Consider the following 12,924-nt stretch of genomic DNA (forward strand, 5'->3'; position numbering starts at 1 on the left):
CCTCCCGGCCCGGGCCGTCCGCAGGGCATCAGCCCTCACCATCCGAACCACGAGACCTCCGAGGAGGGCGCCATGGCAGAATCCGCGGAACTGTCGGCGCGCGTGGACGGCGATGTGATCTTCCGGGTCCTCCGTGGCGAGATCCTCGCCGGAGTGCACCCGCCCGGGACGGCCCTGCGGGAAGTGGTCATCTCGGAACGGTTCGGCGTGTCACGGACGCCCGTGCGCGAGGCGCTCAGCCGGCTGCAGCACGAACGGCTGCTCGAACGCGCCGCCCGCGGCCTCCAGGTCCCGCAGATCGACCCGCAGGAAGTCATCCAGATCTACGACCTCCGGGTGATGCTCGAGGAGGAAGCCGCCGGGCAGGCCGCGCTCAACCGCGGGACAGCGGACCTCATGCGCCTCGAGGCGCTGCTGGAACGCGACCGCGCCGTCGTCGATCCCGATGACACCGCTCGAGTCACCAACAACCTCGAGTTCCACACCTCGCTGTGGGCGGCCGCGCGCAACCCCATCCTCATGGACCTCCTGCAGCGGCTCTCGACCCACCTCATCCACACGCCGCGCTCCACCCTGTCGGTGGGCAACCGCTGGCAGGAGGTGCTCCTCGAGCACGAGGCGCTGATCAGCGCCATCACCGAGCGGCGCAGCGACGACGCCCGAGGTATCGCTCGCCGGCACATGGAGACGGCCCGCACCATCCGCCTGCAGCTCCTGCGCACCACGGCGGCGGACTGACGGTGCCTTCCGAGCGCGGCCGGCACCGCCTCCTGCTCGACGCCGACACGGGCATCGACGACGCGATCGCCCTCCTCTACCTCCTCGGGACGCCGGACGTGACGCTGGAGGCGATCACCTGCACCGCGGGCAACGTCGGCGCCCGGCAGGTCGCTGCGAACACCCTCGCCCTGCTCGAGCTGTGCGGCTCCTCCGGGGTGGAGGTCGCCCTCGGCAGCGAGGTGCCGCTGGAGATCCCCCTCGTCACCACCGAGGAGACGCACGGCGACCAGGGCATCGGCTACGCCGTGCTCCCCCCACCCCGCGGCGGGATCTCGGCGCGCCACGCCGTCGACGTCTGGGTCGAGGCGGTGCGGAACCATCCCGGGCAGGTCACCGGGCTCGTCACGGGTCCGCTCACCAACCTCGCGCTCGCGATCCGCGCCGAGCCGCAGCTGCCGATGCTCCTGAAAGGCCTCGTCATCATGGGCGGCGCGTTCAACTATCCGGGGAACACCACGCCGGTCGCCGAGTGGAACACGCACGTGGACCCGCATGCGGCCCGGGAGGTCTACGCGGCCTACGAGGGCCTGCCGGTCGGAAAGCTGCCCATCGTGTGCGCGCTCGAGATCACGGAGCGGATCGAGTGCACCCCCGCGCACGTCGACGCCGTCTCCCGTGCCGCCGGAGCCGGGGCCGAGATCCTCGATCCGGACGAGGCCGAGGGGACGCGCAGCACGAACGGCAATGCCGTCGTCGCCTGCGTGTCCGATGCCCTCCGGTTCTACATGGAGTTCCACCGCCTGTACGACCAGGGGTACGTGGCGCACCTCCACGACCTGTTCGCCGCGATGGTCGCGACGGGGGAGGCGGGTTTCGACGAACGCCTGGCGACCGTGGACGTCGAGACGGGATCGTCGCTCACCTTCGGACAGACGGTCGCCGACTTCGCCGGGATGTGGAAGCGGGAGCCCAACGCGCGGATCGTCACGGGCAACGACCCCGCGGCGGTGTTCGAGCTGATGGTGCGCAGGCTGTCCCAGGTCGCCCGCCTGCACGGCTGAGGCACCCGGTACACTAGTGGCTGCCGCGTACTGCTGCGCGGCCGGCGCCGAGGTGACATGAGGTGCGTCCTCATCCCTTCACCGCGCCCAAGGAATACCGTGAGTTCATCCCTGATCCTGGCCTCCGAGCCGACCGCCCAACGACCGCGGCGAATCCTGATCGTCCTCGGCGCTGCGCTCATCGTGGCCACCTACGTGTTCCTCGTCGTCGTCCAGCCGGCCGAGATCGCCGGCGGCATGGGGAGCACGGCGTCGCTCGTCTCGCTCTTCGGGTTCCTCGGGGGCGGGGCGCTGCTGGTCGGCGGGATCCTGCCGATGCTCAGCACGAGTTCCCTCGTGATCATGCCGCTGGGCATCGCCCTCAACATCGCGATCGGCCAGATCGCAGGCTCCCTGGGGATGCAGATCTACCTCGACGCCATCGGCACCGTCCTCGTCGCCGTCCTGGCCGGCCCCGCGGCGGGCGCCGCGACGGGCGCGATCAGCAACGCCGTCTGGGGTCTCTTCAACCCGTTCGCGCTGCCCTTCGCGGCAGGCGCCGCCCTGGTCGGGCTGCTCGCCGGCCTGGCCGCACGCTACGGTGCGTTCCGCCGGATCTACCTCGCCCCCGTGGCCGGGCTCGTCGTCGGGGCGGTCGGCGGGCTCGTCGCGGCGCCGGTGGCCGTCTTCATGTTCGGGGCCGCCGGGACGTTCGGGACCAACGCGATCATCGCCGTCTTCCGCTCGATGGGGGACAAGCTGCTGGTCGCGGCCACGAAGCAGGGCCTGCTGTCGGATTCCCTCGACAAGATCGTGGTGTTCGTCATCGTGGCCCTGATCGTCTACGCACTGCCGCAGCGTGCCGTCCGCCAGTTCCCCTTCGCCCGTACGTACCGGGTGCTCGGACACCGGACCGGCACCACGACCGGCATCGACACCGGCACCGCCGCCACGACCGGCACCGCCGCCGGCAGCCTTGCCGACCCTCGACAAGCCGCCACCACCCCCGCGCGCGGGAACGACACCGGCGTCGGCTGAACCGTGCCCCGCCGCAGGATCTACAACCCCCTGACCGAGCTGCTCGCCGCGGTCCTGCTGGTGGTGCTCGTCCTCGTGGTGGACCGCTGGGAGTTCTCCCTCGCGGTGCTGGTCCTCGTGGTGCTCCCCGCCGTGCTCCTCTCAGGCCGGCCGCGGCAGATCGGCCTGGCGATCATCCTGATCGCGGGGCCCCTGCTCATCTCCTCCCTGCTGCTCCACGGGCTCTTCTTCCCCGAGGGCACCACCGTCCTGGCCGATCTCGGCGTCGCCCGCGTGACCGTCGAGGGCCTGTCCTTCGCCGCCCTCATGGGTCTCCGCATGACCGTGTTCACCGCTGTCCTGCTGACGGCGGCCATGACTCTGGACATCCCCGACCTCCTGGCCACCATGACGCACCGCGGCTGGAACCGGAAGCTCGTCTTCGTCGTCGGATCCGCCGTCGGGCTCATCCCGCACGTGGCGCAGCGTGCACGCAGGATCACGCGGGCCCAGCAGGCCCGCGGTCTCGTCGTGGGCCGCGGGCCGTTCTCGCGTTTCCGGGCCCTGCTGACCGTCCTCACGCCGCTCGTGATCGGGTTGCTCGTGGACGCCTCGGAGCGCACCCGCATGCTCGAGGCCCGCGGCTTCTCGTCCCGGGGCCCGCGCACGAGCTACGTGCCGGACTCGGACACGGCACGCCAGCGTGCGGCACGCCGCGCCATGGTCGCAGTCGTCGGTGCGTTCTCCGCGGCGTGGCTCCTGACGGCGGCGGCATGATCGGCCTCGACGGCACGGCCTTCGCCTACGACGACGGCGCCCCGGTGCTCGCCGGCGTCGCCCTCACCGTGGAGGCAGGGGACTACGTGCTCGTCGCGGGGGCCTCCGGGTCCGGCAAGACGACCCTCGCCCGGTTGCTCGCGGGCCTGACCGGGACCGACGCGGGCTCCACGTTCACCGGGGCGATCACGCTCGACGGCGAGACCGTGCGCTTCCGCGGGGGACCGGACGACCCGCGGATCGATCCCGCCCGGTGGAGCGCGAGGGTGGCGTTCGTCGCCCAGGGCGCCTGGGGGCAGCTGTCCATGATGTCCTCCACCGTGGCCGAGGAGATCGCCTTCGGCCCCGCCAACCGAGGCATGCCCGAGCAGGAGCTGCGGCGGGCCGTGGACGACGTCGCGGCCACCCTGAAGCTGGCACCCCTCCTGGCGCGTGATCCCCGCAGGCTCTCCGGCGGGCAGCTGCAGCGCATCATCATCGCCGCCGCCGTGATCCAGCGGCCCGGGATCCTCGTCCTCGACGAACCGTTCCAGGGGCTCGACGACGATGCGGCGCAGGATGTCGCGGCGGCGCTGGAGGCGCTGCGGCGGAACGGCACCGGCGTGGTCGTCTGCGCACCCATGCTCCCGCAGGACGCCCCGCAGGCCGCGCGCGTCCTGGCGCTCGCCGACGGCCGCCCTGTCTTCGACGGCCCGCTGACCGAGGCGCGCCGGGCAGGGCTGCGTCGCGTCGGCATCGGGACGGCGGGGGAGCCCCTCCGGCTGGGCGACGACGCCGTCCGGCTCGCCGTCGATCCCGCGGGCCCGGAGCTCGTCGCGGTGCGTGGCCTCGGCTTCCGCTATCCCCGGGAGCCCGGCTCGGTGGGTCCGTCGGCGGGACTGGCCGGCGTCGACCTGTCCGTCCGTGCGGGCGAGGTGGTCGCCGTCCGTGGTCCCAACGGGTCCGGCAAGTCGACCCTGCTGCAGCACCTGAACGGGCTGACCCGGGCGGACAGCGGCTCGGTCGCAGCGGGCGGCATGCTGATCGGCCGGCAGCCGACCGGTGCCCTCGCGGCCACCGTCGGGTACCTGTTCCAGGACACGGACCAGCAGCTCTTCGAGCGCACGGTGCTGCGCGAGGTCTCCTACGGTCCGCGCGCCGCGGGACTGCGGAAGGACGAGGCCGCACGGCGGGCCGCGATCGCCCTCGACGCCGTGGGACTCGGGGCGCTGGCGGAGGCCCACCCGTACGAACTGGGCTTCGTGCAGCGGCGGGCGGTGGCACTGGCCTCCCTCATCGCGACGGGTCCGGCGGTCTGGGCGCTCGACGAGCCCACCGCGGGCCTGGACGAGCCGGCGCGGCACCTGTTCGCCGCCGTCGTCGCGCGTCATGCCCGCGGCGGCGGCTGCGTCGTCATGGCGACGCACGACGCCGCGTTCGCCGACGCCGTCGCGCACCGGAGCGTCTGGCTCGAGGACGGCAGGATCCGCGCGGACGGTCGGATGCCGCGCTGATATGCCTCCGCCGGGCGGACACAGCCCCTAGGGTGAACCTCATGGACCTATTGCGCGAGAGACACCGGAGGGTCGAGGCGGCGGGCGCCGACCTCGCCGTGTTCGAGTACGGCCTCGACCCGGACCCGTCCACGCCGACCATCGTCTTCGTGCACGGCTATCCCGACGACCACCGCGTCTTCCACCCGGTCCTCCGGGAGCTCGCCCCGACGCACCACCTGGTCGCGTTCGACACCCGGAACGCGGGCCGGTCCCGTCCCCGCGAGGGCGCCGGGTTCACCCTGGCGGAGCTCGTCGACGACCTCTTCGCCGTCCTCGACGCCGTGGATGCGCCGGGCGGCGTGCGCCTGGTGGGCCACGACTGGGGGTCGATCCAGGGCTGGGCCGCCCTCCAGGAGGAGCGTGCGCAGGGTCGGATCATCGACTACACCAGCATCTCCGGCCCCGATCTGCGGCACTTCTCCCGGTGGCTGCGCGGGCGTTTGCAGAACCCCCGGCTGGTGCCGCAGGGCGTGGGGCAGGTGCTGCGCAGCTGGTACGTCGGGTTCTTCAGGCTCCCCGTCCTGCCCGAGGCGCTGTGGAAGTACGCGCTGACGCGGCGCTACGAGCTGACGGCGCGGCGCAATGTGGGGCAGGACCCGGTGCGGGGACTCGCCCTCTACCGGACCAACATGTCCACCGCGGTGAAGCCACCCCGACGGCGGCCCATCACCGTCCCCGTGCACGTGATCGTCCCGCTGAAGGATCCCTTCCTGTCGCCGCACCTCGTCGACGGGCTGGAGGACTGGGTGTCGGACCTCACCGTCACGAGCGTCCCGGGCGGGCACTGGTGGATCGCCGCCCGGCCCCGTGCCTTCGCCGAGCTGCTCGACCCCGCGCTGCGGAACCGGGACGATCGCGACTGACTCCGGGCCCGATCCTGCCGAGGACATGCCGCTGACCTGCGGTGCGTCGTGCAGGTGTGGTGGGTGTCGTCGTCGTGGACCCGCCCCGGGTGCGCCCTCGGGCGACGCACCCGGGGTGCGATGGGCGGCGCACGCGGGGTGGCGTGACGCACGGGACCACCTCGGCCCCGCGCAGCGCCGCACCCGCCTGGGGTTCACGCGTCGAGCAGGCCCCGGATGTCGTCCGCGGTCAGCGCGGAGGAGAAGATGGCATCGTCGTCCATGACGGAGGTGAAGAGCTTCGCCTTCTTCTCCTTGAGCTTCATGACCTTCTCCTCGATGGTCCCCTTGGACACCATGCGGTAGACCATCACGTTCTTGGTCTGCCCGATGCGGTGGGTGCGGTCCACGGCCTGGGCCTCGGAGGCGGGGTTCCACCACGGGTCGAGCAGGAAGCAGTAGTCCGCCTCCGTCAGGTTCAGGCCGAACCCGCCGGCCTTGAGGCTGATGAGGAACACGGGGGCCTTGCCCTCCTTGAAGGAGTCGATGACGTCGCCGCGGCTCCGGGTGGATCCGTCCAGGTAGGCGTACTCGATGCCACGGGCGTCAAGCTGCTCGGCGGCCTTCTTGAGGTACGACGTGAACTGGCTGAAGACGAGGGCCCGGTGCCCCTCCGCGAGGACATCCTCCAGGTTCTCGAACAGTACCTCGAGCTTCGCGGACGGGACGCCCGCGTGTGCCGGGTCCACCAGCGAGGCATCGAGGCTGAGCATGCGCAGCAGGGTCAGGGACCGGAAGACGATCATGCGGTTGCGGTTCATGTCCTCGATCAGCCCGAGGAGCTTCTGCCGTTCGCGCTGCAGGTATGTCTCGTAGATGTGCCGGTGCTCGGGGTGGAGCTCGACCTCCAGGACCTGCTCCTGCTTCGGCGGGAGATCGGAGGCGACGGCCTCCTTGGTGCGGCGCATCATCAGCGGGCGGATGCGCTTGCGGAGCCGCACGAGCGGACGGTTGTCGCCGATCTTCTCGATGGGCGTGCGGTAGTCCTCGGTGAACTTGCGTGCCGAGGGGAACAGACCGGGTGCCACGATGTTGAAGAGGGACCACAGCTCCATGAGGTTGTTCTCCATGGGCGTGCCGGTGATCGCGAGCTTGAAGGGCGCATCGAAGTCCTTCGCCGCCTGATGCACCTTCGATGCACGGTTCTTCACGAACTGCGCCTCGTCCAGCACGAGGCCGGACCAGGCGAGATCCTGGTAGACCGGGAAATCGAGCCGGAAGAGCGTGTAGGAGGTGATGACGACGTCGGCGCCGCCCACCTGCTCGTCGATCGGGACGCCCGAGGCACCCTGCGTGTCGGTGATGGAGACGACCTTGAGGCCCGGCGCGAAGCGGCGCGCCTCATTGGACCAGTTGGGCACCACGGAGGTGGGCGCGACGACGATGAACGGCGCGTCGAGCCCTGACGTCTCTTTCGCATGGATCATCAGGGCCAGGGCCTGCAGGGTCTTGCCGAGCCCCATGTCATCGGCGAGCACGCCGCCGAGGCGGTGCCGCCACAGGAACGCGAGCCAGCTGAAGCCCTCCGCCTGGTAGGGGCGCATGTCGGCTACCAGGCCGGCCGGTGCGGGCGTGGCCTCGACGTCCTCGAGCTCGAGCAACCCGCTCACGGCGTCGCGCCAGGACTGCGCCTGCTCGGTCTCCTCGGCGAGGTCCTCGAGGTCGGCCCACAGCCCGGCCTGGTAGCGGCTGATCTGAAGCCCGGACTCCGGGTCCCATTCGCTCAGCGCCCTGGCTTCCTCGATGAGCTCGCGGAGCTGCTCGAAGACGGGCTGGTCGAGCGAGAGGTAGCTGTTGTCGACGAGCTTCAGCTTCTTCCGGCCCTGGGCGAGCGCACGGAAGATGGAGTCGAAGGGGATGGTGCGGCCGCTGACGGTGACCATCACGCCGAGGTCGAACCAGTCGCGGTCGTCCGTCTCGACGGTGCTGATCCGCAGGGTGGGGGTCTCGGTCAGTTCCTCGTAGTCGGGCTTCTCACCGACCACCTCGACGTTCACGCCGTCGAGCTCCACGAGCCGCGGCAGGACGTCCTCCACGAACTCCACGGCCTGCATGTCCTCGAGCCTGAGCGACCTGATCGGGAGGGGACCGAGGGCCTGGCGCGCGGAGGCAGCGAGGGCGTCCTCGACGTCGGCCTCGCGGTAGCCGTCGTCGCTGCCGGGGCCTCCCCTGCGGAAGGGCCGCCGCTGCACGGCGTCGCCGAGGGTGTAGTCGAAGTGCCAGTCGAGCGCCACCGACCCGTCCGCGCCGTAGGCGGTGGTGAGGACGAGCGCCGGAGGCTGGATCTCGGGGAGCTCCACGCTGCCGTCGCTGCTGTCCACCTGGATGGACTGCCGCAGCTTCGGGTAGTAGTCCTGCAGGAAGAGGGACTTCTCCTCCTCGGGGACGACGACGGCGTGCCCGCGCTGGAGGAGGTCGATGTCCTTCGGGGTCAGCCTGCGCGACGTCGGGGCGAGGGTGATCGTGTCATCGGGGGCGACGATGTAGATGCCGTGCGTGCTGATGACGTGGGCCGTCTCGGACGGGTGGGGCTTGCCGTCGACATCGAGCGCCGGGCACAGCCGCAGCGAGCCGTCCTCCGTCTCCGTGGCGTCGAGCTTCAGGGTGGCGCGGGCCGCGAGTTCGATCGTGACGGACTTCTTCGACCCGACGAACTCGACGCCGAGCCGCTGGGCCTCGTCCAGCAGCTGCCAGAGCAGCGGGTTGCTGAAGTCGTCGAGGTACAGCCAGGAGTCGTTGTTGCCGAAGTAGTTGACGCCGGTGCCGCGGTGCAGTGCGGGGAACTGGGAGAACCACCGGTGCTGGTCCGGATCCAGCGTCAGCCCGTACGTCTGGTAGCTGATGCTGCCCCAGGACAGGTTGTTCTTGATCCACTTGCCCTTGCCGTTCTGGCTGACGGGCCGCACACCGAGGCGTGTGTTGAGGGTGCGCTGGCCCTGGCGCTCGGCGGCGGAACCCCATCGCTGCACGGCGACCTCGGGGGTGCGCAGTTCGAACTGCAGGCCCAGCGGTGTCCGCGGGGCGGGCGGGACGGCGTCGGCGGAGTCGGCCGTCAGGAGATCCGTGAGGGACGTCTGCCAGCCCGCGGGGACCGACGTGGGCGGAGCGGTCCGGGCGCCGAGTTCGCGTTCGTGCTGCGCCAGCAGGTTCTCGGTGTTGCTCTGCAGGGCCGTGGCCGCCACGTGCTTGCAGTCCGCGCCGACGGGGCAACTGCAGAAGTTCTCGAGGGGGCGGAAGCGGCCGTCGCCCTTGAGTCCGAGGCGCAGCTTGGTCCTGTAGTCATTGGGCGCGGTGCCGCGGACCTTTCCGGTCAGCAGCTTGGAATCGGCGTCCCAGGTGAGGGAGCTCACGGCGCCGTCCTTGGCGTAGGTCTGCCCGCGCTGGAATGCCGCGCCGCCCACGATCCGGATGATGTCGGTGACATCGACCATGGGGTGGGTGGAATTGGGCATAATTCCATGCTCTCATGCGGCGGCGACGCTCTCCTCGCCGGGCGCACCGTTTCGGGGGAAAGGCTCGGGAGCGGGCGGGCATCCGGCCGGAAACGACCCCGGAGTTTACCCGCTGCGGCCCGGGAACTGCGAACCGGCAGGCACAGTCCTGCGGCGCCCGTGCCTGCCCTACTGTTGGCTGGGGCTGATCGTCAGGTCGCAGGGAAACAGAAGAGGTCGCACGTGTTCGAGGCTCCAAGCATCATCTACGCCGCGGCAGGGCTCGCCGTGTTCGCGGCCGCGCTCCTGCCCCGGCTGCTCATGCGCGCCCCCGTGTCGATGCCCATGGTCTTCCTCGCCGCCGGCATCATCATCTTCACGTTCGCCAAGGACCTGCCTGACCCGGATCCCATCAAGTACAGCGACGTGACCATCCACCTCAGCGAGGTCTGCGTCATCATCTCGCTGATGGGCGCCGGACTGGCCCTGGACCGCAAGGTCGGCTGGCGCCGGTGGTCCACCACCTGGCGGCTCCTCGGCATCGCGATGCCGCTGTGCATCCTCGGCGTGACCCTCATGGGCATGTGGGTCCTCGGCCTCGGTCTCGCGTCGGCCCTGCTGATCGCTGCGGCCCTGGCCCCGACCGACCCCGTCCTGGCCTCCGAGGTGCAGGTGGGCGAGCCGTCGGAGTCGGAGGAGGACCTGGATGCCGAGGACGAGGTGCGGTTCGGGCTGACCTCCGAAGCAGGCCTGAACGACGGGCTCGCGTTCCCCTTCGTCTACCTCGCGATCCTGCTGAGCACGGTGGGGCTCGCACCGTCGGCCTGGTTCCCGGAGTGGATCCTGCTCGACGTGCTCTGGCGCATGATCGTCGGCTGCTCCCTCGGCTTCGGCATGGGCAAGCTCCTGGCCCGCGTCTTCTTCCGCACTCCCATGAAGAGCGTCCGCCTCGCCAACCACTCCGAGGGCTTCGTCGCGCTGGCGGCCACCTTCCTGACCTACGGGCTGACCGAGGCGGTCGAGGGCTACGGCTTCATCGCGGTGTTCGTGTGCGCGCTGACCATCCGCTCCGGCGAGCAGACCCATGGCTACCACGGGGTCCTGCACAGCTACATCGAGCAGCTCGAGCGCCTGCTGACCGTCGTCGTGCTCGTCCTGCTCGGTGGTGCCGTGGCACGTGGACTCTTCGAGGGGCTCCGCCCCCTCGAAGTCGTGGTCGCCGCAGCCTTCATCCTCCTGGTGCGACCGATCACCGCCTGGGTCAGCCTGGCGCGCGGGAAGACCGGCCCCCGGGAGCGCCGCACCCTGGCCTTCTTCGGCGTGCGCGGCATCGGGTCCATCTACTACCTCAGCTACGCGCTGTCGAAGGGTGAGTTCACGGCCGACGAGTCGGCCCTGTGGCGGATCGGTGCGCTGGTGATCGTCATGTCGATCGTGGTGCACGGCATCACCGCGGCGCCCGTCATCAACGCGCTGGACCGGGCGCGGCAGCGCAAGGCACGGGAACAGGGCGACGAGGCGCAGGCCCCGAACACGCCCGTCTAGGCATCGCCGGTCAGGCGGGCCCTCTCCGTTCGATCGCCGCCCGGACCACGAGCCCGCCGATGAGCGCCCAGAACGCTCCGCCGATCCCGACGACGGACAGGCCCGACGCCGCGAGGAGGAATGTCACGGCGCCGCTCATGCGCCCGGTCGCATCCCGGAAGGACGCGGTCACCGCCGTCGCCATGGTGCCGATCAGGGCCAGCCCGGCCACCGCCTCCACGAGCCCGGCAGGTGCGGCGCCGACGACGACGACGAGCGCGCCCGAGCAGGCGGCGAGCACCAGGTAGGACAGTCCGGCGGTGAGGGCCGCGATCCACCGGCGGTCGCGGTCCTCGCCGGCCCCCTCGCCCGCGGACAGGGCGGCGGACAGGGCCGCAAGGTTGACCGCGTGACCGCCGAAGGGCGCGACGACGGCGGTCCCCACGCCCGTGACCGCCAGGGCGGGCCGCCACGGGGTCCGGTAGCCGAAGGACGAGAGCACGGCGACGCCCGGGAGGTTCTGCGACGCCATCGTCACCACATACAGCGGCAGTGCGATGCCGACGACGGCGGCCGGTGCGATCGTCGGGAGGGTGAACGCCAGGGAGGGTGCCAGGGACGACGCCTCGATGGTGGTGCCCGCGAGGCCGAGCTGGACGCCGATCACGGCCAGGGCCGCGACGAGCGCGAGGGGGACCGACCACTTCGGGGCGAGGGCCGAGGCGGCGAGCCAGACGAGGATCACCGGGAGCACCAGGAGCGGGATGGTACCGATCGACTGGAACGGCGCCAGGCACAGGGGGAGCAGCACGCCCGCTAGCATCGCCTGCGCGAGATGCTGCGGGATGCGGGCGACCAGCCGGCCCAGCCACGGCACCGCCGCGGTCAGCGCGATGAGGATGCCGGTGACCAGGAAGGCGCCGACCGCCGCGGGCCAGCCGCCGGACGGGATGCTGGCGCCGGCCAGCAGCGCGGCACCCGGGGTGGACCACGAGAGCGTGACGGGGATGCGGTACCGCAGCGACAGCAGGACGATCCCGAGCCCCACGACGGCCGTCAGCGCAAGCAACCCTGAGGCGGCCTGCTCCGGTGACGCCCCGGTGGCCCGCAGGCCGGCGAGCACGACGGCGAACGACGAGGTGAAGCCAACCAGGGCCGTGACGACGCCGGCGAGGACGGGTTCGTGCAAGCCGGGCCGGACGGAGGATCTGGTGTTCACCACGGGACTCCTGTCGGGTGGCGCTGCCGCGCCCTCGAAGTTCGTTCTGTATACGGAACGGCCAGAGTAGGATCCGGGGATGCCCGAGGACAAGCCGGACCGGAATGAGTCGCTGCGCGTCGCCGTCGCGCGCAGGATCACGCAGCTGCGCCGGGACCGGGGGCTCTCCCTCAGCGGCCTCGCGCTGCAGGCCGGCGTCGGGAAGGGCACGCTGTCCGAGCTGGAGGCGGGGACCCGCAACCCGACCCTCGGGACGCTGTACGCGCTCGCAGGCCCGCTCGGGGTGCCGCTCACCGGGCTCCTCGGCGACGAGACGGGGCGCGGCGTCTCCGACGGCGTCGTGGATGCCCGGCTGCTCGCCGTGCGCACGCACGACGACGGCGGGACCACCGAGGTCTTCTGGCTCACCATCGCGTCGACGGGGACGCGGGTGTCGCCGCCCCACGGACCAGGAACTGTCGAGCACCTCCGCGTGGTGCGGGGCGGCGTGCGCGCGGGCGTGCGCGGCGCCGAACAGGACGCGGGGGCCGGTGACTCGTTGTCCTGGCGCGGAGACGCGGTCCACTCCTACGCGTCGACGGACGGGACCGTGGAGGGGGTCCTGACCATCGAGACGTCGGCACCCGGAGATCGATCGGTCCGATCGGTCCGATCGGACCGATCGGACCGATCAGTCTGATCGGGTGCGCATCAGGCGTCGCGCCGTTGCTGGTCGGCGCGCTCCCGGGGCGCCGGGGCGCCGCTCGCGGCGTGAGGAGA

General features: G+C 71.4%; 10 protein-coding genes. 8 read left to right on the forward strand and 2 right to left on the reverse strand.

Going from position 1 to position 12,924, the window contains the following annotated elements; translation table 11 throughout:
- Window positions 1-72 precede the first annotated feature (72 nt).
- The 6 genes from IWX63_RS11985 to IWX63_RS12010 all read left to right on the forward strand — a co-directional run bounded on the left by IWX63_RS11985 (window position 73) and on the right by IWX63_RS12010 (window position 5,952).
- Window positions 73-738 (forward strand): GntR family transcriptional regulator, encoded by a 666-nt coding sequence (locus IWX63_RS11985; protein WP_199278393.1) that lies wholly within the window; start codon window positions 73-75, stop codon window positions 736-738.
- Between the two features lie 2 nt (window positions 739-740).
- Complete coding sequence (locus IWX63_RS11990; RefSeq protein ID WP_199278394.1) at window positions 741-1,781, forward strand: nucleoside hydrolase; 1,041 nt, start codon at window positions 741-743, stop codon at window positions 1,779-1,781.
- Window positions 1,782-1,880: 99 nt separating this feature from the next.
- A complete protein-coding gene (locus tag IWX63_RS11995; protein WP_334685828.1) occupies window positions 1,881-2,798 on the forward strand; it encodes an ECF transporter S component in 918 nt (305 codons plus the stop codon).
- Window positions 2,799-2,801: 3 nt separating this feature from the next.
- Complete coding sequence (locus IWX63_RS12000) at window positions 2,802-3,554, forward strand: energy-coupling factor transporter transmembrane component T (protein ID WP_199278395.1); 753 nt, start codon at window positions 2,802-2,804, stop codon at window positions 3,552-3,554.
- Window positions 3,530-5,047, forward strand: coding sequence for an ABC transporter ATP-binding protein (locus IWX63_RS12005; RefSeq protein WP_199278396.1), 1,518 nt, complete (start codon window positions 3,530-3,532; stop codon window positions 5,045-5,047). Before IWX63_RS12000 ends, IWX63_RS12005 begins: the two co-directional genes overlap by 25 nt.
- Before the next feature lie 41 nt (window positions 5,048-5,088).
- Window positions 5,089-5,952 (forward strand): alpha/beta fold hydrolase, encoded by an 864-nt coding sequence (locus tag IWX63_RS12010; RefSeq protein ID WP_199278397.1) that lies wholly within the window; start codon window positions 5,089-5,091, stop codon window positions 5,950-5,952.
- A 194-nt stretch (window positions 5,953-6,146) separates the two neighbouring features.
- Here the strand turns inward: IWX63_RS12010 and IWX63_RS12015 are convergent, their stop codons facing one another.
- A complete protein-coding gene (locus tag IWX63_RS12015; protein WP_199278398.1) occupies window positions 6,147-9,443 on the reverse strand; it encodes a DEAD/DEAH box helicase in 3,297 nt (1,098 codons plus the stop codon).
- Between the two features lie 222 nt (window positions 9,444-9,665).
- Here IWX63_RS12015 and IWX63_RS12020 point away from each other — a divergent pair, with 222 nt between their 5' ends.
- Window positions 9,666-10,967 (forward strand): cation:proton antiporter, encoded by a 1,302-nt coding sequence (locus IWX63_RS12020; RefSeq protein ID WP_199278399.1) that lies wholly within the window; start codon window positions 9,666-9,668, stop codon window positions 10,965-10,967.
- Window positions 10,968-10,977: 10 nt separating this feature from the next.
- On the opposite strand, the gene IWX63_RS12025 is transcribed toward IWX63_RS12020, so the two are convergent.
- Window positions 10,978-12,165, reverse strand: coding sequence for a benzoate/H(+) symporter BenE family transporter (locus tag IWX63_RS12025; RefSeq protein ID WP_334685829.1), 1,188 nt, complete (start codon window positions 12,163-12,165; stop codon window positions 10,978-10,980).
- Window positions 12,166-12,244: 79 nt separating this feature from the next.
- Here IWX63_RS12025 and IWX63_RS12030 point away from each other — a divergent pair, with 79 nt between their 5' ends.
- A complete protein-coding gene (locus tag IWX63_RS12030; protein ID WP_199278401.1) occupies window positions 12,245-12,844 on the forward strand; it encodes a helix-turn-helix domain-containing protein in 600 nt (199 codons plus the stop codon).
- The last annotated feature ends 80 nt before the right edge of the window (window positions 12,845-12,924 follow it).

The organism is Arthrobacter sp. CAN_A2, from assembly GCF_015752045.1.
In the GTDB taxonomy this organism is placed as follows: domain Bacteria; phylum Actinomycetota; class Actinomycetes; order Actinomycetales; family Micrococcaceae; genus Arthrobacter_D.

Bases quoted from the DNA above. Each gene is read 5' to 3' on its own strand.
- IWX63_RS12010 (WP_199278397.1), top strand. From the start codon at position 5,089: ATGGACCTATTGCGCGAGAGACACCGGAGGGTCGAGGCGGCGGGCGCC.
- IWX63_RS12030 (WP_199278401.1), top strand. From the start codon at position 12,245: ATGCCCGAGGACAAGCCGGACCGGAATGAGTCGCTGCGCGTCGCCGTC.
- IWX63_RS11985 (WP_199278393.1), top strand. From the start codon at position 73: ATGGCAGAATCCGCGGAACTGTCGGCGCGCGTGGACGGCGATGTGATC.
- IWX63_RS12015 (WP_199278398.1), bottom strand. From the start codon at position 9,443: ATGCCCAATTCCACCCACCCCATGGTCGATGTCACCGACATCATCCGG.